The organism is uncultured Microbacterium sp. (assembly GCF_947489255.1).
Lineage (GTDB): Bacteria > Actinomycetota > Actinomycetes > Actinomycetales > Microbacteriaceae > Microbacterium > Microbacterium phycohabitans.
In genome coordinates this window covers 272,698-293,461 of sequence record NZ_CANLCY010000002.1, presented here as the reverse complement: position 1 = coordinate 293,461, position 20,764 = coordinate 272,698, and the positions used below count along the sequence as shown (strand labels likewise).

26 protein-coding genes are annotated in these 20,764 nt (G+C 70.8%); 3 read left to right on the top strand and 23 right to left on the bottom strand.

Annotated elements, in window-relative coordinates:
• From Q0818_RS05345 to rpsB, 9 genes are all read right to left on the bottom strand, one after another.
• Complete coding sequence (locus Q0818_RS05345) at positions 1-723, bottom strand: alpha/beta fold hydrolase (protein WP_298872365.1); 723 nt, start codon at positions 721-723, stop codon at positions 1-3.
• A complete protein-coding gene (locus Q0818_RS05340; RefSeq protein WP_298872361.1) occupies positions 723-1,010 on the bottom strand; it encodes a hypothetical protein in 288 nt (95 codons plus the stop codon). Before Q0818_RS05340 ends, Q0818_RS05345 begins: the two co-directional genes overlap by 1 nt.
• Before the next feature lie 9 nt (positions 1,011-1,019).
• Positions 1,020-1,619 carry a transglycosylase SLT domain-containing protein gene (locus Q0818_RS05335; protein ID WP_366943113.1) on the bottom strand — a complete coding sequence of 200 codons (600 nt, stop codon included), beginning with the start codon at positions 1,617-1,619 and terminating at the stop codon, positions 1,020-1,022.
• Positions 1,620-1,797: 178 nt separating this feature from the next.
• Entirely contained in the window at positions 1,798-2,373 is a 576-nt protein-coding gene (locus Q0818_RS05330) for a DivIVA domain-containing protein (RefSeq protein ID WP_298872358.1), read from the bottom strand.
• Entirely contained in the window at positions 2,370-3,416 is a 1,047-nt protein-coding gene (locus Q0818_RS05325) for a phosphatidate cytidylyltransferase (RefSeq protein ID WP_298872355.1), read from the bottom strand. The genes Q0818_RS05330 and Q0818_RS05325 overlap by 4 nt, the downstream gene beginning before the upstream one ends.
• 5 nt (positions 3,417-3,421) lie before the next feature.
• Positions 3,422-3,976, bottom strand: a complete 555-nt coding sequence (frr, locus tag Q0818_RS05320; RefSeq protein WP_076675969.1) for a ribosome recycling factor — start codon at positions 3,974-3,976, stop codon at positions 3,422-3,424.
• A 75-nt stretch (positions 3,977-4,051) separates the two neighbouring features.
• Positions 4,052-4,771: a UMP kinase gene (gene pyrH / locus Q0818_RS05315; protein WP_298872351.1), complete on the bottom strand. Its 720-nt coding sequence runs from the start codon at positions 4,769-4,771 to the stop codon at positions 4,052-4,054.
• A 137-nt stretch (positions 4,772-4,908) separates the two neighbouring features.
• Positions 4,909-5,736 (bottom strand): translation elongation factor Ts, encoded by an 828-nt coding sequence (gene tsf, locus Q0818_RS05310; protein WP_298872348.1) that lies wholly within the window; start codon positions 5,734-5,736, stop codon positions 4,909-4,911.
• Positions 5,737-5,885: 149 nt separating this feature from the next.
• The gene (gene rpsB / locus Q0818_RS05305) at positions 5,886-6,779 is read right to left on the bottom strand and encodes a 30S ribosomal protein S2 (protein ID WP_298872345.1); all 894 of its coding nucleotides are present in this window, start codon (positions 6,777-6,779) and stop codon (positions 5,886-5,888) included.
• 315 nt (positions 6,780-7,094) lie between these two features.
• Here rpsB and Q0818_RS05300 point away from each other — a divergent pair, with 315 nt between their 5' ends.
• Complete coding sequence (locus Q0818_RS05300; protein WP_298872343.1) at positions 7,095-7,610, top strand: M23 family metallopeptidase; 516 nt, start codon at positions 7,095-7,097, stop codon at positions 7,608-7,610.
• Positions 7,611-7,720: 110 nt separating this feature from the next.
• Here the strand turns inward: Q0818_RS05300 and Q0818_RS05295 are convergent, their stop codons facing one another.
• The 10 genes from Q0818_RS05295 to Q0818_RS05250 all read right to left on the bottom strand — a co-directional run bounded on the left by Q0818_RS05295 (position 7,721) and on the right by Q0818_RS05250 (position 16,159).
• Complete coding sequence (locus Q0818_RS05295) at positions 7,721-8,362, bottom strand: DUF3060 domain-containing protein (protein WP_298872341.1); 642 nt, start codon at positions 8,360-8,362, stop codon at positions 7,721-7,723.
• 312 nt (positions 8,363-8,674) lie between these two features.
• Complete coding sequence (locus Q0818_RS05290) at positions 8,675-9,697, bottom strand: tyrosine recombinase XerC (RefSeq protein WP_298872339.1); 1,023 nt, start codon at positions 9,695-9,697, stop codon at positions 8,675-8,677.
• Between the two features lie 147 nt (positions 9,698-9,844).
• Entirely contained in the window at positions 9,845-11,029 is a 1,185-nt protein-coding gene (dprA, locus tag Q0818_RS05285; protein ID WP_298872337.1) for a DNA-processing protein DprA, read from the bottom strand.
• Positions 11,026-12,552 (bottom strand): YifB family Mg chelatase-like AAA ATPase, encoded by a 1,527-nt coding sequence (locus tag Q0818_RS05280; RefSeq protein ID WP_298872333.1) that lies wholly within the window; start codon positions 12,550-12,552, stop codon positions 11,026-11,028. Before Q0818_RS05280 ends, dprA begins: the two co-directional genes overlap by 4 nt.
• Positions 12,549-12,911 (bottom strand): YraN family protein, encoded by a 363-nt coding sequence (locus tag Q0818_RS05275; RefSeq protein ID WP_298872331.1) that lies wholly within the window; start codon positions 12,909-12,911, stop codon positions 12,549-12,551. The genes Q0818_RS05280 and Q0818_RS05275 overlap by 4 nt, the downstream gene beginning before the upstream one ends.
• 93 nt (positions 12,912-13,004) lie before the next feature.
• Entirely contained in the window at positions 13,005-13,328 is a 324-nt protein-coding gene (locus Q0818_RS05270; protein ID WP_055836674.1) for a DUF2469 family protein, read from the bottom strand.
• A gap of 232 nt (positions 13,329-13,560) precedes the next feature.
• Positions 13,561-14,214, bottom strand: a complete 654-nt coding sequence (locus Q0818_RS05265; RefSeq protein ID WP_298872328.1) for a ribonuclease HII — start codon at positions 14,212-14,214, stop codon at positions 13,561-13,563.
• Positions 14,211-14,984 carry a signal peptidase I gene (lepB, locus tag Q0818_RS05260; RefSeq protein WP_298872326.1) on the bottom strand — a complete coding sequence of 258 codons (774 nt, stop codon included), beginning with the start codon at positions 14,982-14,984 and terminating at the stop codon, positions 14,211-14,213. The genes Q0818_RS05265 and lepB overlap by 4 nt, the downstream gene beginning before the upstream one ends.
• A 139-nt stretch (positions 14,985-15,123) precedes the next feature.
• Complete coding sequence (gene rplS / locus Q0818_RS05255) at positions 15,124-15,471, bottom strand: 50S ribosomal protein L19 (protein WP_058231655.1); 348 nt, start codon at positions 15,469-15,471, stop codon at positions 15,124-15,126.
• A 184-nt stretch (positions 15,472-15,655) separates the two neighbouring features.
• The gene (locus Q0818_RS05250) at positions 15,656-16,159 is read right to left on the bottom strand and encodes an MFS transporter permease (protein WP_298872323.1); all 504 of its coding nucleotides are present in this window, start codon (positions 16,157-16,159) and stop codon (positions 15,656-15,658) included.
• 111 nt (positions 16,160-16,270) lie between these two features.
• On the opposite strand from Q0818_RS05250, the gene map reads away from it, so the two are divergent.
• Entirely contained in the window at positions 16,271-17,053 is a 783-nt protein-coding gene (gene map / locus Q0818_RS05245) for a type I methionyl aminopeptidase (RefSeq protein ID WP_298872320.1), read from the top strand.
• A 293-nt stretch (positions 17,054-17,346) separates the two neighbouring features.
• On the opposite strand, the gene trmD is transcribed toward map, so the two are convergent.
• The 4 genes from trmD to rpsP are packed head-to-tail and all read right to left on the bottom strand — an operon-like array spanning position 17,347 to position 19,331.
• Positions 17,347-18,036 carry a tRNA (guanosine(37)-N1)-methyltransferase TrmD gene (gene trmD / locus Q0818_RS05240; RefSeq protein ID WP_298872318.1) on the bottom strand — a complete coding sequence of 230 codons (690 nt, stop codon included), beginning with the start codon at positions 18,034-18,036 and terminating at the stop codon, positions 17,347-17,349.
• Position 18,037: 1 nt separating this feature from the next.
• Positions 18,038-18,682 carry a ribosome maturation factor RimM gene (rimM, locus tag Q0818_RS05235; protein ID WP_298872316.1) on the bottom strand — a complete coding sequence of 215 codons (645 nt, stop codon included), beginning with the start codon at positions 18,680-18,682 and terminating at the stop codon, positions 18,038-18,040.
• Positions 18,682-18,912: an RNA-binding protein gene (locus Q0818_RS05230; RefSeq protein WP_056230892.1), complete on the bottom strand. Its 231-nt coding sequence runs from the start codon at positions 18,910-18,912 to the stop codon at positions 18,682-18,684. Before Q0818_RS05230 ends, rimM begins: the two co-directional genes overlap by 1 nt.
• 5 nt (positions 18,913-18,917) lie before the next feature.
• Positions 18,918-19,331, bottom strand: a complete 414-nt coding sequence (gene rpsP / locus Q0818_RS05225; protein WP_115917985.1) for a 30S ribosomal protein S16 — start codon at positions 19,329-19,331, stop codon at positions 18,918-18,920.
• Between the two features lie 232 nt (positions 19,332-19,563).
• Between rpsP and Q0818_RS05220 the strand changes: the two genes are divergently transcribed.
• On the top strand, positions 19,564-20,727 hold the full coding sequence (locus Q0818_RS05220; protein ID WP_298872307.1) for a glutamate--cysteine ligase: 1,164 nt from the start codon (positions 19,564-19,566) through the stop codon (positions 20,725-20,727).
• The last annotated feature ends 37 nt before the right edge of the window (positions 20,728-20,764 follow it).

The following is a 20,764-nucleotide window of genomic DNA, read 5'->3' as shown; positions in this document are numbered from 1 at the left end:
TCAGCTCTCGGCGTCGTCGTCCCACTCCGTGGGCAGCGGCAGGGCGTCGGGGTTGACCGCCGCGACGATCTCCGTGAGCACACGGCGCGTCTGGGTCTCCCCGACCCACAGGTGCTTGCCGCCCTCGACCGCGATGAGCGTGGCATCCGGAACCGACGAGAAGCGCTCACGAGCCTCGGCGGGGCGCAGGTAGTCGTCGAACTCGGGCACGAGGATCACCATCCGGCGGCGGTCCGCCGACCACCCGGCGACCTCGTCCGCGGTCGCGCGGTGAAGCGGGGGCGAGAGCAGGATGACGCCCTCGATGTCGTGATCGCGGCCGTACTTCAGCGCGAGCTCGGTGCCGAACGACCAGCCGACCAGCCACGGGCGAGGAAGCCCGCGCTCGCGGACGAGGTCAACCGCTGCGGCGACGTCGAAGCACTCGTTCGCGCCGCCGTCGAACGTGCCCTCGCTCGTTCCCCGCGGGGAGGTCGTGCCGCGGGTGTTGAAGCGGAGCACGGCGAGGTCGGCCAGGGCGGGCAGCCGCCCGGCGGCCTTCCGCAGGATGTGCGAGTCCATGAACCCGCCGGCCGTGGGCAGCGGATGCAACGTCACGAGCGTCGCCACGGGATCGCGATCGAGAGGGAGGGCCAGCTCGCCGACGAGCGTCAGGTCGTCGACCGTGCGCAGTTCGATGTCCTCTCGGCGGGCGGGGAGCAGAACGGGTCCGCGAATCTCCATCAGGCGATCCTCCAACAGTGCGTGTGCCAGTGCCGCCGGGCGGCGAGGTCGGCGGCGTCTCCGAGCACGCCGTCGGCGCGCCAGACGACGAGGTGGGCGGTGCCGGCGCTGACGGTGCGTCCGCACCCGGGACAGATGTAGTCCTTCACGGCCTGCGGCCCCGAGATCGGTTGCACCGTCCACTCGGCGCCGCGTTTGAACTCGGTGCGCTTCCACCCGGCGATCAGACGATCGAGCGAATCGTCGCCGCGACCCGGATCGGGGCGGCGTCTACGGGAGCGGGGCATGGATGCCGCTCACCACCAGTGGTTGCTCGTCCAGAACGCGTACGCGCCCGCCCAGCTGCCGTAGCGGCCCGTGGCGTACCCGGTCGCCCAGCGCAGGTTGTCGACGGGGTCGTAGCCGTTGCCGGGGACCTTGCTGCAGGGCAGGGCCTGCACGAGACCGCACGCGCCCGAGGAACGGTTCGTGGCGTTCGGGTTCCAGCCGCTCTCGCGGCTGACGATGTAGTCGACGTAGCCCATGTCGGCATCCGAGATGCCGGCGGCCGCCATCCACTCCGCGGGCGCTCCCCCACCGGAGTAGTACAGCGGTCCGCCACCACCGCTGCTGCCGCTGTCGCCGGCCGACGAGCCCGAATCGCTGCTGCGGGTCTGCGTGGGAGTCGGCGTCGGCGTGGGCTTCGGCTTGACGTAGACGTTGTAGCTCGAGCGCTGGAGGTCGGGGGCCTGCTTCTCGCCCGACGTCGACACGGCCTGCGCGTCGTCGAGGCCCTCGGCGTACAGGGTGACGGTGTGCGGCTCCTCGGCCTGCGCCGGCGAGAGCGCGGCGCCCATCGGCCCGACGTAGGCGGCGGCGAACAGCACCGCCGCGCACGCCCCGAACACGCCCACCACGCCCCGACGACGAGACCAGCGCGGTGCCGAGCGGCGCGGAAGAGCCGGGGGGATCACGTCGACCGACCCGACGCCCCGACGGGCGACGCGGTCCGACGATCTACGCGAGAGTTCCGAGCCAGCAGTCACAGTGCGGCCGAGTCTACCGACGAGTCGGCGCGGGTGTCATCCTGAGGCCTCATCCGACGGCGAGCATGACCTCGACGACGGCGTCGAGCACCGCGTCGACCTGCGTCTCGCGGTATCCGCCCCGCTGCATGCGGAACGCGACGGCGCGCACCTGGTCGGGCGTCACGGGATCGCCCGCGGCGAGGTAGCGCGCGACGCGGTCGGCCACGACGTCGACCTCGTCGACCCGGTAGCCGTAGTGCAGCAGCGAGACCCGCTCGAAGCGCTGTCGGCGCGGCCGTCCGAGACGGTCGAGCACCACCTGCGCGGTGTCGCGCGTCTCGGCGACCCAGGCGCGCGCACCGAGTCGCGAGAGCGCGTGTTCGCGCTCGCGCGCGGCGAACGCGTCTTCGACCCGGCCCAGGGCCGCATCGACGGATGCCACGGCGTAGCCGCCCCTCACCAGGGGGAACGACACCGCTCGAACCTCAGACGACCGCAGGACGCCGGCCTCGTCGGCCTCGAAGGCGTCCCGCGCGCGGGCGAGGAACGCGTCGACGGCACGCTTCTCGTACCCCTTGGTGCGCCCCGACGCCTCGGGGAAGGGGGTCGCGGCGACCTCGTCGTGGATCGGGGTCTCGGTCATGACACTCCCAACGGGGCGAGCAGATAGAACATCACCAGGGCGGCGGTCGCCGACGGCAGGATCGAGTCGAGCCGATCGAGCACTCCCCCGTGTCCGGGGAGCCAGGAGCTCATGTCCTTGATGCCGAGGTCGCGCTTGACCATGGACTCGCCGAGGTCGCCCACGGTGGCTGTCGCGAGGACGACGGCGCCGAAGATGAGCCCGGCCCACCACGGCACCTGCAGCATGAACACGGCCAGGAGCGCCCCGGCGACGAGAGCCGCGACGCACGCGCCGGCGAAGCCCTCCCACGTCTTCTTCGGGCTGATGCGAGGAGCCATCGGATGCCGCCCACCCCGGCCGAACGTGAGGCCCGAGATGTAGGCCCCCGTGTCAGCGGCGACGGCGAGGATGATGAACGCGAGCACCCACCACTCCCCGCGCGGCTGAGCGAGCAGGATCATGGCGACGCTGGTGAGGAACGGGACGTAGAGCTGCACGAAACCGGCGACGAGGACGTCGCCGATGACGTCGATCCGCGCTCGCCCGTCACCCGCGAACAGCTGCGCCACGAGCCGCCACACCACGACGACGACGACCGCGGCCAGAACGGCGATCCAGTGCACCCAGGCGCCGAGGAAGAACCCGCTCAACAGCAGCACGAATCCCATGACCAGCTGCGGGACGACGTCGACCCGACGGCCGGCCACCTGCAGGGCGCGACTGAACTCGACCACACCCAGCACCATCGCCGCCGCGGCGAAGAGGACGAAGGCCCACTTCACGAAGATCAGCGAGGCGATCACGATCGCACCGATCGCGACGCCGATGAGCGTGGCGACGATCAGGTCGCGCCCCGTGCGCTGCTTCAGACGCTCGTTGGCCTGATCGAATTCCGCACGCGCGTGCGCGATGTGCTGCTCGGCATCCGATCGCATGGCGCGAAGCTGCGACTCGATGGCCGTGACCCCTTCGCCCGTCGTCGGACGGCGCGCCGAATCGACCCGACCGAGGTCGGGCGGGTCGACCGGCTCGGCGTCGCCGATCTCAGGGGCGTCGGGCATTCGGATCAGACCTCGAGGAGCTCGGCCTCTTTGCGCTTGAGCGCCTCGTCGATCAGATCGACGTGCGTGCGCGTGACGGCGTCGAGCTCTTTCTCGGCCCGGACCAGTTCGTCCTCGCCGACATCGCTCTTGAGCGCGTCGAGGTCGTCCTTCGCCTTGCGGCGGAGGTTGCGCACCTGCACCTTGGCGTCTTCGCCCTTGCCGCGCACGATCTTCACGTACTCCTTGCGGCGGTCCTGGGTGAGCTCCGGCATGGTGACGCGGACGATGGTGCCGTCGTTGGTGGGGTTGACGCCCAGGTTCGGCATGTCGCGGATGGCCTGCTCGATGGCCTTCAACGCGGACTTGTCGTAGGGGTTGATGACGAGGGTGCGCGCCTCGGGGTTGTTCAGCGACGCGAGCTGGGCGAGAGGAGTGGGCGACCCGTAGTAGTCGACCAGGACCTTCTGGAACATCTGGGGGTTCGCGCGTCCGGTGCGGACGGTCGCGAAGTCCTCCTTGGCGGCCTCCACGGCGCGATCCATACGCGCTCCGGCATCGGCGAGGACATCGGCGATCACGGTGACTCCATTCGTTGGAACTGACTTCCCACTCTAGTCGCGCGCGGGCCCGGCTCCCCGGGCCCGCGCGGCGCGTCACGCGGTGACGAGCGTTCCCATCTCGTCGCCCAGCAGGGCGCGGGTGACGTTGCCGGCCGGCTCCATGCCGAACACGCGCATGTCGATGCCGTTGTCCATGCAGAGGCTGAACGCGGTCGAGTCGACGACCTTGAGGCCCTTCTGGAGCGCGTCGTTGTAGGTGAGGTGGTCGAGCTTGGTCGCGTCGGGGTCCACGCGCGGGTCCGCCGTGTAGACGCCGTCGACGCCGTTCTTGGCGACCAGCACCTCGGTGGCCCCGATCTCGAGCGCGCGCTGGGCTGCGACCGTGTCGGTGGAGAAGTAGGGCAGTCCGGCACCCGCACCGAAGATCACGACGCGCCCCTTCTCGAGGTGACGCACCGCGCGGCGCGGGATGTAGGGCTCGGCGACCTGGGTCATCGAGATCGCGGACTGCACGCGCGTGGCGGCTCCCGCCTGCTCGAGGAAGTCCTGGAGGGCGAGGGAGTTCATCACCGTTCCGAGCATGCCCATGTAGTCGGCGCGACCGCGGTCCATTCCGCGCTGGCTGAGCTCGGCGCCGCGGAAGAAGTTGCCGCCGCCGACCACGATCGCGATCTCGACCCGGTCCACCGCCTCGGCGATCTCCCGGGCGATCTGGCTGACCACGTCGGGGTTGACACCCAACTGGCCCCCGCCGAACGCCTCCCCCGACAGCTTCAGCAGAACTCGGCGGCGCTTGGTGGCTTCATCGATCACGTGTGGTGTCCTCTCGTCTTGAACAAACTATCCCCCGCGCGTTTCCGGCGCGCGTCCGAAGCGGCGCCGGGCAGGGAAAAGGCCCGGGATGCCGTGGCATCCCGGGCCTGATGACGGGCCCTGAGCCTGTCTGAGCCTTACGCGCCGACCTTGAAGCGGGCGAAGTCGGTCAGGGTGAGACCGGCGTCGGACGCGACCTTGGCGACGGACAGCTTGTTGTCCTTCGCGTAGTCCTGGTCGAGCAGGGCGACCTGCTTGAAGAACGCGTTCACGCGGCCCTCGACGATCTTCGGCAGGGCGGCCTCGGGCTTGCCCTCGTTGCGGGAGATCTCGGTGACGATCTCGCGCTCCTTCTCGACGTCGGCCTCGGGCACGGCGTCGCGGGTGAGGTACGAGGGGTTCGCGAACGAGATGTGCTGCGCGATGCTGCGAGCGGTCTCGGCGTCGTCACCGGTGTAGGCGAGCACGACACCGACCTGCGGCGGCAGGTCCTTGCTGGTCTTGTGCAGGTAGACCTCGAACTTGTCGCCCGAGATGGTGCGCACGCGACGCAGTTCGACCTTCTCGCCGATGATCGCGGCCTCGTCGGAGATGAGCTGCTCGACGGACGTGCCCTCGGCGTCGGCGGCCAGAGCGGCCTCGACCGAGTCGGCACCGGCGGCGGCGGCCGCGTCGACGACCTTGTCGGCCAGAGCGATGAAGCGCTCGTTCTTGGCGACGAAGTCGGTCTCGCAGGCGAGCTCGAGCAGCGTGACCGAGCCGGCGTTCTCGCGAGCGACCACGAGGCCCTCGCTCGTCGAACGGTCGGCGCGCTTGGCGTTGCCCTTCGCACCCTTGAGACGCAGGATCTCGACGGCCTTCTCGACGTCGCCGTCAGCCTCTTCGAGCGCCTTCTTGGTGTCGACCATGCCGGTGCCGAGCTGCTCGCGCAGCGCCTTGATGTCGGCGATCGTGAAGTTTGCCATGGTGTGGCGGTCTCCTTGTCGTTTGCGTTCTAGATGTGAGCCCGGCGGGGCCGTGTCATCGTCCCGTGGAGGGACGGTCACGACCCCGCCGGATCGTAGCCTGTGCGGGTGACGCGTGTGCCACCCGGAGGTGTCGCGCGTCGCGCGGCTTACTTGCTGTCGGTGGCCTCGGCGTCGGCGACCTCGGTCGCGGACTCGCCCGACTCGGCGGCGACGGCCTCGTCGTGGGCCTCGGCGCCGGCCTTGTCGTCAGCCGACTCGGTCGCAGCCTCGGTGGTCTCGGCGGGGGTCTCGAGCAGCTCGCGCTCCCACTCGGCGAGAGGCTCGGCGGCCTCTTCCTCACCGGCGGGCTGGTGGCGCTGGATCAGGCCCTCGGCCGCGGCGTCGGCGATGATGCGCGTGAGCAGGCTCACCGAACGGATCGCGTCGTCGTTGCCGGGGATCGGGTACTGGAACTCGTCGGGGTCGGCGTTCGTGTCGAGGATGCCGATCACGGGGATGCCGAGCTTCTTGGCCTCGTCGACCGCGAGGTGCTCGCGCTTGGCGTCGACGACCCAGATGGCCGACGGGGTCTTCTGCAGATTGCGGATACCACCGAGCGACTTGTGCAGCTTGTCGAGCTCGCGCTTCTTGAGCAGGAGCTCCTTCTTGGTGAAGCCGCTCTCGGCCGGGTTCTCGTAGTCGAGCTCCTCGAGCTCCTTCATACGGGCGAGGCGCTTCGACACCGTCTGGAAGTTGGTGAGGAGGCCACCGAGCCAGCGCTGGTTGACGTAGGGCTGGCCCACGCGGGTCGCCTGCTCGGCGAGGACTTCCTGCGCCTGCTTCTTGGTGCCGACGAAGAGGATCGTGCCGCCGTGCGCGACCGTCTCCTTGACGAACTCGTACGCCTTGTCGATGTAGCCGAGCGACTGCTGCAGGTCGATGATGTGGATGCCCGAGCGCTCGGTCAGGATGAAGCGCTTCACCTTCGGGTTCCACCGGCGGGTCTGGTGTCCGAAGTGAACGCCGCTGTCGAGCAGCTGGCGGATGGTGACGACGGCCATGGTCGTACTCCTGTTTCTGGGCGCTTTCACGCCGTGGTTGTGGTTGTTCGCGCCAGACGGACCGTCTGACGAGCCTGGTACCCGGCGCACACCCGCCACCCGCCGGAGCGGAGGACCATGGGGTGTGGATGCCGCGCGGTGCGCCGATCCGCAGATCGACGCGGTGCGCAATGGGCACGCGGAGTCATCCCGACATGCGGGACGCGTCCCCCAGCATACAGGACGCCTCCTCCCCACCGCGTGCGCGGACGCGACCGTCCCCATCTCGGCCGTCGCCGCCTCGCCGGCCTCGCACGAAGGACCAGACTCCCGGGCATGGCCCTCCCCTTCGCGCGGCGCGCTCTCGACGTGATCGTGGTGATCCTGACGTTCGGCGCAGCGCTCGTCGGCGCCGCGGCCCCGGCGCGCGGGGTGGACGCGGATCCGCTCGCCCACAGCGGATGGGTGTGGCCGGTCACCCCGGTGCGCATCGTGCGCGGATGGGAGGCGCCCGCGCGGCCCTACGGTCCGGGCCACCGGGGCATCGACCTCGCGGGCGCGGAGGTTCGCTCGCCCGCTGACGGGACCGTGGCCTTCGTCGGGCCTGTCGCCGGACGGGGTGTGCTGACCGTCGACTTCGGCGGGGGCCTCGTGGGCTCGGTCGAACCGGTCTCCTCGGACCTGAGGGTCGGCGACCGGGTCACCCGGGGTCAGCGGATCGCGACGGTCGCCGAGGGCGGTCACACCCCGTCGGGAGCGGTGCACCTGGGCGTCCGCCTCGACGGCGAGTACGTCAACCCGCTGCGCCTCCTGGACGGCGTACCCCGGGCCGTGCTGCTTCCATGCTGCTGAATCGCGGCCGGCGTCTCAGGGGCGCGTTGCAGGATGCCGCAGCCAGCCCCTGCGGCGACTGCTCGTGGGCGACGCCGAACGACGGGACCCGCACCCCGTGAGCGCGGGCGTCACCCGATCTGGTTGCCGCGGCCCTCGACCGTCGTCGTTCCGACGCCACCGGGGGCGCGCACGACGTTGTCCTGCCCGCGGACCGTGACCGCGGCGATCGCTCCCGCCGCCTGCACCGTCGTACGGTCACCGCTGAGGTCGACGCTCCCGATCCCACCCGAGGATTCGACGGAGCCGTCGTTGCCCTGCACGACCAGCATGTCGATCCCGGCGGCGACGACGCGCGCGCGGTCGCCCGAGACGCGGAGCGTCCCGATGGTCGCGCCGGAGGCATCCACGGTGACAGCCGAGCCCGACACGGTCAGTTCGGCGCATGTGCCCATCACGCGCACGGACTGCTCGGCGCCGGAGACGCTCTGGCTCCCCCCGTCTCCGCACGAGAGCGCACCCGGGTCGACCCCGGGGGTCGAGGGCGAGGGAACGACGGTGACCAGCGGTGCGGACGTCGCGTCCGCGTCGGGCGTCGGCGAGAGCGTCACGACCGTGGGCGACGGGACGGATGCCGCCGGGGACGCGCTCGACGCGTCGTACCCGGGCGGAAGTCGCGTCTCGACCGGTTGCGGCTGCATCGCGCAGGCCGTGAGCACACCGCAGACGACCAATGCACCTGCCGCGGCGGCGGCGATTCGACGGGACGACACGGTCCCACGGTACGGGCTGCGCGGCTGCACACGCCAGCCGACGCGATCGAGGGCAGCCACTGCTGACACGCGACACCGACTGCCAGACCGGCCGACCGGCCGACCGGCGCGAGCGGAGGGCCCTATCGGCTGACGGACGACGTCGACCGCCCTGAACCCGGACCAGCTCGGCGGATCACACGCACCGCTCACGGCTCGCTCCGACGGCCGGCCACTCCGGCCGGAGCGAGCGGAGGGCACGCACCGCTGACGCTCACGCCGACCGCCCGCCACACTGGCCGCCGGGCACGCCGGTCGTCCGGCTTACCGTGCTCACGCGCGCGGGTGCGCCAGACGATATGCCTCGCGCAGCCGCTCCGCCGAGACGTGGGTGTATATCTGGGTCGTTCCGAGACTCGCGTGACCGAGGATCTCCTGCACGGCCCTCAGGTCTGCGCCACCGTCGAGCAGGTGGGTGGCGGCGGAGTGTCGGAGCGCGTGCGGACCCAGCACCTCCGCTCCCAATCGCGGACCCACCGTGCGCGACACGAGCGCGTGGACGGCGCGAGGACCCAGACGCGCACCCTTCGCTCCGAGGAACACGGCCCGTGCGTCCCGGCCCGTGCCGGTGAACGCTCCGCCCCTGACGGACCGGGCGGACACGTCGTCATCACCGTGGCCTCTCGTCGTGTCGGCGCGTCCCGGGTACGTGCGGGAACCCTCCCCGGACTCTGGCGCTTCCTGTCGCGCGCGAAGAACCGGTCGGCCGCGGACGAGGTAGGCCTGGAGGGCGCGTTCCGCGGGCAGGCCGAACGGAACCACGCGCTCCTTGTCGCCCTTGCCCCGCAGTCGGAGCGTGCGCCGCTCATGATCGATGTCGTCGAGATCGAGTCCGCAGGCCTCCGAGACGCGCGCCCCCGATCCGTAGAGAAGCTCCAGGAGGGCGTGATCCCGGAGGGCGATGGCGTCGCCCTCCTTCGCCGACGCGGCCGCGGCGTCGAGCACCTCCGCGAGGGCATCGCGCGTGGCCACCGCGGGGAGCGTGCGCCCGCGCTTGGGCGAGACGAGGCGCTGCGAGGGGTCGACGGTGACGAGGCCGACCTCGCCCGCCCAGGCGAACATCCCGCGCACCGTCGAGGTGCGGCGGGCAGCGGTGGCTCTGCTCTTCCCCGCCTGCGCGGCGCGCCATTGCCATTCGCGGAGATGGTCGACCTCGATGTCGGAGATCGGCGGATCGTCCAGGGCCCGCACCAGGTCTTCGAGATCGGAGCGATAAGCCTGCACGGTGGCGGGCGAGAGTCGGCGCACGTCCGCGAGGTGGGACAGATATCCCTCGACCACCGCGGATGTGCGCACGCTCCCACTCTGCCCCCCGCCCGCCTCGAGCCGCGGCAGACGCGCGGTGAGCTTCCGAGCCCGGGTCGCGACCGGGCGGCCCCTCGTCGAGGATGCTCTCCACCCCGGTCCGGCGCACCGCGCAGTGGCGCCGTGTCGACCCCCGTGTCACGGACGACCACTCCCCCGCGTCACCGACCGCCACGCGCCGTCGTCGTCGCGTACGGCACGACCCTCCAGCTCGGCGAATCCGAGCAGGACGGCGGCGTCGTCACGCGCGAGCCCGCTTCGTCGGGCGACGTCCTCGACCGATCTCGCCGACCGTGGCGACAGCGCATCGAACAGCCTCGTGGTGTCATCCGTCTTCGCGCCGTCGACCGGGCTCTCGCCGGCGCTCTGGGGAGAAACTCCCGCGCCGAGCATCTCGAGGACGTCCGCCGCCGACGTCACGCACACGCCGTCGAATTCGCGCAGCACCCGGTGGCATCCCGCCGACGCCGCGCTGGTGATCGGGCCGGGTACCGCTCCGAGCCGCCTGCCGAGCATCGCGGCATGACCGGCCGTGTTCAGGGACCCGCTTCGCCAGCCGGCCTCGATGACGACCACGGCGTCGGCCATCGCCGCGATGAGACGGTTGCGGCTGAGGAACCGCCATTTGGTCGGCGCCGCCCCGCACGGGGTCTCGCTCCAGACGGCCCCGGTTGCCGCGATCCGTTCCAGCAGGCCCTCGTGTCCACGGGGATACGGGCGGTCGACCCCACCGGCCAGGAATGCCACCGTCCCGCCCCCGGTCGAGAGCGCGCCGCGGTGGCATGCGCCATCGATGCCGTACGCGGCGCCGGAGATCACCACGGCACCCGTCGCCGCCAGCTCGGCGGCGAGATCGGCTGCGACGCCCTCGCCGTATGCGGTCGCGGCACGCGCCCCCACGAGAGCCACCGCGGGGGCATCCGGAGGTGTCCCGCGCCCACGCCTCCACAGAGCGACCGGCGCGTGCGCCTCGAGATCGTCGATGCGGGAGGGCCACGCGTCGTCTCCCGGGACCACGAGGCGAGCTCCGCACCGCCGAGCCGCGTCGAGAGCGGCGGCGACAGCCGACGGCTGCAGTCTCGGCATCCATCTCGATCGCGCTCGATCCAGGGCGTCACCGCCGCCCGCCATCACGACACGCAGAGCCGCGGCGGCTCCGACGGCCGCGATCAGGACCCCCGCCTCGCTGTCGCCGGGCTCGACGAGCACGCTCCACACCGCTCGCGCGTAGACCTCGACCGGATCGGAGACGACGCCCCCGCCGCCGCGCAGACCCTCGATCGCTTCGCGAGCGGACCCCTCGGACAGATCCAGCGTGCTCATGAAGCGCTCGCTCCCCGTCGCAGATAGAGCGCTCGACCGACGTCGGACGCCTCCAAACGGTCATGTCCGGCGATGTCTGCGACCGTCCAGGCCACCCTCATGAGGCGGTCGTACCCGCGCAACGTCAACGCGCCTCGCCGCAGGGCGAGATCGAGTGGGGCGAGCACGTCGGAGCTCGGCGCGGCGGGTCCACGCAGCCAGGTGCCGGGGACGTCTGCGTTCCGACGCCACGGGGTCTCCTTCCAGCGCCGCGCAGCGCGGGCGCGCGCTTCCGCCACCACCGACCGGGCATGAGCCGTCGTCACGATCGCCCCCGCGTCGTCTCGGCGCACCGACGAGACGCGCTGCAGACGGAGGTCGATGTCGATGCGGTCCAGCAGCGGCCCGGACAGGCGCCGCGTGTAGCGTCGGATGGCCTGCGGGGCGCACTCGCACGTCCCTCCCGGGACGCCGTACTGCCCGCATGGGCAAGGATTGGTCGCCACCACCAGTTGAAACCGCGCCGGGTAGGTCGCCGCCACGCCGGAGCGATGCACCTGGATCACTCCGCTCTCGAGAGGCTGACGGAGGGCGTCCAGAACCGAGGCCGGAAACTCCCCGCCCTCGTCCAGGAACAGAACGCCCTCGCTGGCCCTCGCGATCGCGCCCGGGCGGATCACGCCGGAGCCCCCACCGATGAGCGCCGCAGCCGTCGCCCCGTGGTGGGGGCTCTCGAACGGCGGAACGCGCGAGAGACGGGTCACGGTCTCGCCGGAGAGCGAACGCACCGACGCCACGGAGAGCGCCGCATCGTCGTCGAGGGGCGGGAGGATGCCGGGCAGCCGACGAGCGAGCATGGTCTTGCCGGCACCCGGCGGCCCGCTCATGAGGATGTGGTGTCCGCCCGCTGCCGCCACGACGAGGGCGTCGACCGCCTCACGCTGGCCCACGACGTCCGCCAGCTCGAGGGCGACGTCGGCCGGCTCGGCCGCCCCTGGCAGGTCGACGGCGGGGAGATCGGGCGCTTCGCTGCGGCCGCCGTGCCACCGCACCACATCGGCGAGACAGACGGCCGCGAACACCTCCAGCCCGTCCACCAGAGCGGCCTCGGCCGCGTTCGCCGTCGGGACGACCACACGTGTGCGCCCGGCGGCGCGAGCGGCCACGACAGCGGGGAGAACCCCGGCGACGGGGCGCAACCGCCCGTCGAGCCCGAGCTCGCCGATGTGAACCGTGTCGGCGACATGGGCGGCATCCATCCGCACGGAGGTGGCGAGGGCCGCCACGGCGATTGCGACGTCGAAGCCCGAGCCGCGCTTGGGCAGGCTCGCCGGGGAGAGGTTCACGGTGATCCGCCGTTTGGGCAGGTCGAGACCGCGATTGGTGCACGCGTTGCGCACCCGGCGGCCGGCCTCGCCCAGGGCTTTGTCGGCCAGGCCGATGATCGCGAACTCGGGCGTCTGCGACGACACGTCGGCCTCCACCTCGACGAGGTCGCCACGCAGTCCCGTCAGTGCCACGGCCCACGTCCGCGCGACGGTCACAGGGCGTCCTCGAGATGTTCGAGGCGCGCGTGAGCGGGATCGTCGCCCACGAGACCGATCACGTCGACACGCAGGCGTCGCCCCCGTGCGTGCTGCGGATGCTCGGAGAGCCAGGCCATCGACAACCGCCAGAGGCGCTCGGCCTTGCGTCTGTCGACCGCCTCGAACGGGTGACCATAGTCCTCGCTGCGTCGGGTCTTCACCTCGACCACGACGAGCGTCCCGTCGCGCTCCGCCACGACGTCGATCTCGCCCTGCGGGCATCGCCAGTTGCGCGCCAGGATGCGGTAGCCGTCGCCGATCAGATACGCGACGGCGCGGTCTTCTCCGGCTTTGCCGAGGTCGTCTTTCGCTGCCATGCCCGAGAGCGTGGCATCCGGCTCATCCCGCCCGTGGAGCTCGACGCCTCATCGGTGGAGAGATCGCGTCGCAGCGGCGCTGGGGAGGAGCCGTCAGTTGTCGAGCGACAGTTCGTCGGGCAGCTGGAAGTCGTGGCGCGAGAGCTCCTCGACATTGACGTCTTTGAACGTCAGCACGCGCACCGACTTGACGAAGCGGTCGGCGCGGTAGATATCCCACACCCACACGTCGGTCATCGAGATCTCGAAGTAGAAGTCGTGCTCGGTGTCGCGGCGCACGACGTTCACGTCGTTCGCGAGGTAGAACCGACGCTCGGTCTCGATCACGTAGGTGAATTGGCGCACGACATCGCGGTACTCGCGGTACAGGGCCAGCTCGAGTTCGCGGTCGTAGTCCTCGAAGACGTCGTCATCCATGGTTCTCCCATCCTAGGCGCGGGACGCGCGGGCAGCAGCACGGCGCCGAACGCCCGGGCGCGTCCGTCCGCCGGAGCACGCTCGAGGGGCGCAGCCCGAAGTGCCCAGGCCGGAACAGCCCAGACTCCGACAGAGCGGCCCCGGCCGCGGCGCGGACAACGACGATGCGGATCGAAGAGAGCGGGTCTCTCGACAGCCCGGGCCCGCACGGCGCGAGGTGCAACGGCGCTGGTCAGAACAGCGTCGGCGCCGCCGCGATCGCCCACGAATGGCGGTGGTGCATGCTCATCCCGTGCACCGAGATGGCTTCGCGGTGGTCGAGGCTCGCGTAGCCCTTGTTCCGCGCCCACCCGTACGCGGGCAGGTCGTCGTGAAGCCCCGTCATGAGGGTGTCGCGCGCGACCTTGGCGATGACGGATGCCGCGGCGGCACTCGCGCAGTCGCGGTCGGCCTTGATGACCGGACGGACGGTCAATCCGGGCTCCCCCGCGGGCGTGATGTAGTCGTGGTTGCCGTCGAGGATGACGAGGGCCTCCTCGGGCACGACGCCGTGCGCACGCAGATCCGCGATCGCGCGGACGGCCGCGAGCCCCAAGGCGCGGATGATGCCGATCTCGTCCACCTCGACCGAACTCGCCCACCCGACCGCGCTGTGCTGCACGAACGCCGCCGCGCGGGCGGCCACCTCCGGGCGCCGTGCCTCGGGCACGAGCTTCGAGTCCCGCAGTCCCGCAGGTACCCGCTTGCGGGATCGGGCCGGGTCGATCACGGCCGCGCCGACGGCCACGGGACCCGCCAACGCCCCGCGACCGACCTCGTCGCACGCGATGATGATCGCGTGCTGCTTGAGCAGCCGGCGCTCGAGGGTGAGGGTGGGTTCGATCACTGCTCCCCCGGCGCGGGAACCCCCGCGAACACCTCGTGGTGGAAGTCGATCAGCCCGAACCGGTCGAAGGGCCAGGTGATGACGAAGGCACGGCCGACGACGTTGTCGATCGGCACGAAGCCCTGCCCGGGCTGCGCCTGGTTGAAGCGAGAGTCGCGCGAACTGTTGCGGTTGTCGCCGAGCACCCACAGGGAGTCGTCCGGCACGGTGACGTCGTACGGCACCGGCTCCGGAGCAGTCGCCCCCGGAGACAGTCGCACGTAGGTCTCGTCGATCGGGACGCCGTTCACCGACGTCTGGCCGAGGGCGTTGCAGCAGACGACGTGGTCACCGGGCGTTCCGATCACCCGCTTGATGAGATGGTCGTCGCTGTCGGGCGCGGCGAGCCCGAAGAGGGACAGGACCCAGTCGACGCCCTCGACGAAGGGCGACCGCTCCTGCGCCGGTGCGTTGTCGAGCCATCCGCCCGGGTCGCGGAAGACCACGACGTCACCGCGCGAATACTCCCCGAACTTCGGGGTGAGCTCATCGACCAGGATCCGGTCCTTGATCATCAGCGTGTTCTCCATCGACGCCGACGGGATGTAGAACGACCGCACGACGAACGTCTTGACCAGGAACGACACCAGCAGCGCGATGACGACGATCACGACGAGGTCGCGGAGGAACGAGCCCCAGCCCCGGCGACGAGGTTCGGAGGATGCGCGGGAACGGGATGCGCGGGAGCGGGATGGCATGGCATCCGGGGTCGAGGCGGTCTGGTCGCTCATGTTTCCTTCACCGGTTCCCCGCACGCCGGAGAACCGCAGCAACAAGGGTCGCACACCCGCGCGCCGCCCCGTGACCGCGTCGCCGCGAAAACGCCGAACGCCCCGGGGTGAAATCCCCGGGGCGTTCGAGAGAGTCGACTCAGCGGTCGCGCTTCTCCTTGATCTTGGCCTTCTTGCCGCGCAGGCTGCGCAGGTAGTAGAGCTTCGCGCGACGCACGTCACCGCGCGTGACGACCTCGATGTGGTCGATCACGGGGCTGTGGACGGGGAAGGTGCGCTCGACGCCGACCTGGAAGCTGACCTTGCGGACGCAGAAGGTCTCGCGCACGCCGTCGCCCGAGCGGCCGATGACGACGCCCTGGAACACCTGGATGCGCGAGCGGTTGCCTTCGGTGATGTTGACGTGCACCTTGACGGTGTCGCCGGGGGCGAAGGCGGGGATGTCGGAGCGGAGCGAAGCCGCGTCGACGGAGTCGAGGATCTGCATGATCATCACTTCCTGCGACCGCCACAGGTCGATCGCACGATAAAAGGGGAAAAGGTGAGGCGTGCCCGAGCCGCGGATGCGGCGGACTCCCCTGAGGCAGAGCCGGTCAGGGCACAAGGGATCATTCTGCCACGTCGAGACGCAGCGGCCAAAACGCGGGTCCGCCGGACGGCGGCTCCCCGGGTCATTCCGTGCGCCGCGACTCCGACACGACGATGACGTCGCCGTCGACCCGCGGCTGCGGACGCTGCTGCGCGCGCTCCTGCGGCGCAGGGATGTACGCCGTGCCATCGGTGGCGTGCAGCACCGTCACGGCCCCACGGGCCTCGTTCCACACCTGCGCGAGCGACGACCAGAAGAGCACGAGCGCACCGGCGATCGACAGCACGAGGAGGGGGAAGAACACCCGCGAGTCGAACAGACCGAGCGCGACGATGACGAGGTGCCAGAGCCCGATGCCGATCGCGTCGCGCCACGACACCGCACGGGACTCGCGGACGCTCACCCGGGCGCGGACGAGCAGCGAGAGCAGCAGCTGCGAGACGAACACGGCGGGGATGGCGACGAACAGCCAGAGCAGCGCCCATCCGCTGCCGCCAGAGAAGACGATCCAGCCGACGAACAGCCACAGCGGCAGCACGAAAGCGGCCGGGAACATCCAGCGGAAGAACAGACGGCGCAGCACCATGAGCCGATGCTAGGACGCGACCATGTGCGGCACCTTTGAGAACCCCATGGCCCGAGCCCGCGGCATCCGCATCCATCGGAGAGAATGGAGACTCGACGAAAGGGAACCACCATGATCGAACTGCGTACGCCGGCCGAGATCGACGCGATGCGCCCCGCGGGCCGCTTCGTCGCGGAGGTGCTCGCCACGCTGCGCGACGAGACCAAGGTGGGTACGAACCTCCTGCACCTCGACCGTCGCGCGCACGACATGATCCGCGCGGCGGGGGCGGAGTCCTGCTACATCGACTACCACCCGTCGTTCGGCGCGAGCCCGTTCGGCAAGGTCCTGTGCACCTCGATCAACGACGCCGTCCTGCACGGCCTCCCCCACGACTACGTCCTGCGCGACGGCGACCTCGTCTCGCTCGACTTCGCGGCCTCCGTCGACGGCTGGGTCGCCGATTCCGCCGTCTCGTTCGTCGTCGGCTCCCCCCGCGACGAAGACCTCGCCCTCATCGACACCACGCAGCGCGCCCTCGCCGCGGCGATCGACGCCGCGACCGTCGGCCACAAGATCGGCGACATCTCCGCCGCCGTCGCGGCCGTGGCGCACGCCGAGGGCTTGAGCATCAACACCGACTTCGGCGGCCACGGCGTCGGGCGCACGATGCACGGCGACCCGCACGTCGCCAACGACGGCAAGGCGGGACGCGGGTATCCCCTCCGCGACGGCTTGGTCGTCGCCCTCGAGCCGTGGTTCCTGCAGACGACCGATGAGCTCGTCACCGACCCCGACGGCTGGACGCTGCGCAGCGCCGACGGCTCGCGCGGAGCGCACTCCGAGCACACCGTCGCCATCACCGCCGCCGGTCCGATCGTGCTGACCGACCGCTCTTTCCTCGGCGTCGACTGAGTCCGCATCACGGATGCCGCGGCCGTGCGGTCGCGGCATCCGTCATGTCCGGGCGCGTCATCGCACAGGACCGCACGCATCTCGCAGGCCCAGCGCCACGCGAGGTTCGAGTCGATCGGCGAACCGGCGACCGCGAACCGCAACCGGATGCCGCAGCCCGGGGTCTTCGGCATCCGCCACATCCCGGCGCTCCACCGCGGACGCCTCGCGGAACCTCGCCCCGGCATGCGCGACTGCGCCGACCTGCGAACTCGGCGAGCGGGCGGGACGTGAAAGGCCGCCGGCGCCGGCGCTCAGTCCGCGAGCAGGTCGGGACGACGTGCGCGGGTGCGTTCGAGCTGCTGCTCGCGGCGCCAGCGCGCGACGGCGCCGTGGTTGCCGCTCAGCAGCACCGGCGGCACCTCGCGGTCGCGCCACAGCGCGGGCTTGGTGAACGACGGGTACTCGAGCAGCCCGTCTTCGTGCGACTCCTCGACGAGGCTCTCCGGGTTGCCGACGACGCCCGGGACGAGGCGGCCGATGGCCTCGACCATCGCCATGACCGCGACCTCGCCGCCGTTGAGCACGTAGTCGCCGAGCGAGAGCAGACGCACGTCGCCGAGCTCGGACGCGTAGTCGAACACGCGCTCGTCGATGCCCTCGTACCGGCCGCATCCGAAGACCAGGCGCGGCGCCGTCGACAGCTCGCGGGCGATCGCCTGGGTGAAGCGCTCCCCCGCCGGAGAGGGGAAGACGATGACGGGACGCGGATCGGCGTCACCGACGACGGCGTCGAGGGCCTCGCCCCAGGGCTCGGGCTTCATCACCATCCCGGCGCCGCCGCCGTACGGGGTGTCGTCGACCGTGCGGTGACGGTCGTGGGTGAAGTCGCGGAGGTCGTGCACCTGGACGTCGAGAAGGCCGCTCTGCCGGGCCTTGCCCAGGAGGGAGACCTCGAGCGCGTCGAAGATCGTCGGGAAGATCGACACGACGTCGATGCGCACGTCAGTCCTCGCGGTCGGTGGGAACGTCGTCGGCGGCCGCCTGCTCGTCGGCGGGCGCCTGCTCGTCATCGGGCTCCGGGGGAAGGTCTTCGAACAGACCGGCCGGGGGCGTCACGACGACACGTCCGCCCGCGATGTCGACCTCGGGCACGATCGCGCTCACGAAGGGGACAAGCACCTCGCGGTCGTCGCCGGACTGCGTGACGATCAGCAGATCCTGCGCGGGGAAGTGGTCGACGCGCGAGACGCGGCCGATGACCGTCCCGTCGCGGACGACATCGAGACCGACGAGCTGGTGGTCGTACCACGCGTCGTCTTCGGCGGGGGCCTCGGAGGTGTCCTGGTCGATCCAGAGGATGGCCTTGACGAGCTCCTCCGCCGCCGTGCGGTCGTCGACGCCCTCGAAGAAGGCCACCGGGTGGGAGTTCATCCAGCGGAACTCGCGCACCGTCAACTCGCGGCCATGCCACGGAGAGGACTCCGGAACCTGAAGGGTGAACGTGCTCCCCGGCGCGAAGCGTCCGTCGGGATCGTCGGTGTACAGCTCGAGCTTGAACGCTCCCTTGAGGCCGTGGGCCTTCACGAGCCGTCCGACGCGGAGCTGGGTCTTGGCGGGCTGAGCGCCCGCGGTGTCGCCGTTCGCCATCAGTCGTCGGCGACGTCGACGCGCACACGGCGGCCGTCGGCGAGAGCCGACACCACCGTGCGCAGTGCCTTGGCGGTGCGTCCGCCGCGCCCGATCACGCGACCCCGGTCATCGGGGTGCACGCGAACCTCCAGCACGTCGCCACGCGGCGACGAGCTGGAACGGATGGTCACGGCATCCGGGTGATCGACGATCCCCTTGACGACGTGTTCGAGCGCGGCGGAAAGCACGGGGATTACTCGGCCGAGGTCTCGGCGGCGTCCTCAGCGGGCGCCTCCGCGGGGGCTTCGGCCTTCTTCTCGGCCTTGGGCTTGACGACGGACTTCTTCGAGGCATCGGCCTCGAACGCGGCCTTGGGCTCGCGGACCTTGACGGTCGACACGGCGTCCTTGTCGCCCTTGAACTTGCCCCAGTCGCCCGTGAGCTTGAGGATGGCGGCGACCTGCTCGGTGGGCTGAGCGCCGACCGAGAGCCAGTACTGGGCACGCTCCGAGTCGACCTCGATGAACGAGGGCTCCTCGGTCGGGTGGTACTTGCCGATCTCCTCGATGACACGACCGTCGCGCTTGGTGCGCGAGTCGGCGACGACGATGCGGTAGTAGGGCGCGCGGATCTTTCCGAGGCGCTTGAGACGGATCTTGACAGCCACGATGACTCCTGATGATGAAAACGAACGAACCGGACGCCTGGAGCGTGGGGTGCACACCCGGCGGAAGCTCAAAAGGGTGGACCGAAACTGGATAGAGGGTCGAGTAACGGGTCCAGCCCTCTATTCTGCCAGATCCCCCGACCCCGACGTGACAGATGGCGGAGAACGACACGCGGCGTCGCGGAGCGTAGCGCAGAGACGGTGCGCCGGGGCTGCGTGTCAGACTGACCGCATGAGGCTCCCGTTCGCTGAATCGACCCGCTCGTCCGTGGGTCTGGAGTGGGAGCTCATGCTCGCCGACCGCGAGACGGGCGATCTGGTCCCCCGCGCGCCCGAGGTGCTCGAGGAGCTCGAGGAGAAGTCGGCGCTCGAGCGTTTCACGGTCACCGGCGAGCTGCTCACCAACACCGTCGAGGTCACCAGCGGCGTCGGTCACACCGTCGCCGAGGCCGTCGATGACATCGGCGACGCTATTTGCGCGCTTCGGGAGGAGACCGAGCCCCGCGGGGTCGAGCTGCTGTGCGCCGGCAGCCACCCCTTCGCGCAGTGGTTCGATCAGCAGGTCACCGACAAGACGCGGTACCACACCCTCATCGAGCGCACCCAGTGGTGGGGCCGCAACATGATGATCTGGGGCATCCACGTGCACATCGGCGTCGACGACGTCGACAAGGTCATCCCCATCGTCAACGCCCTCACCGTCTTCCTCCCCCACCTCCAGGCGCTGTCGGCCTCGAGCCCGTTCTGGGCCGGTGAACGCACGGGCTACGCCTCCAACCGCGCCCTGGTGTTCCAGCAGCTGCCCACCGCGGGACTCCCCTGGCAGCTCGGGACCTGGGACGACTTCGAGGGCTACCTCGACGACATGGTGCGCACGGGAGTCATGGCGGATGCCAGCGAGGTGCGCTGGGACATCCGTCCGGCGCCCAAATGGGGCACGGTCGAGATCCGCGCGTGCGACGGGATGTCGACCCTGCCCGAGCTCGCCGCCGTGGCGGCACTCGCGCAGACGCTCGTCGAGCACTTCTCGCGCTTGCTCGACGAGGGGCGCGAGCTGCCCGGCATCCCGCCCTGGTACGCCCGTGAGAACAAGTGGCGAGCCGCCCGATACGGCCTCGACGCCCGGGTGATCGTCGACCGCGAGGGCACACAGCGCCCCGTGGTGGAGCACCTGCGCGAGACCATGGAGGAGCTCGCCGAGGTCGCGGTGGAGCTCAAGTGCGCGCGCGAGTTCGCCAGCCTCGAGACGATCCTCGCGACAGGCGGCAGCTCCGCGCGCCAGGTCGCGGTGGCCGACGCCGCCGACGGCGACCTCCGCGAGGTCGTGCAGCATCTGATCCGCGAGTTCCGGGGCGGTCCGACGCTGCGCGAACATCTCGCCGCGCTTCGCGTCTAGAGGGCGACCTCCGCGCGCGTTCATAGGTGGCCGATCC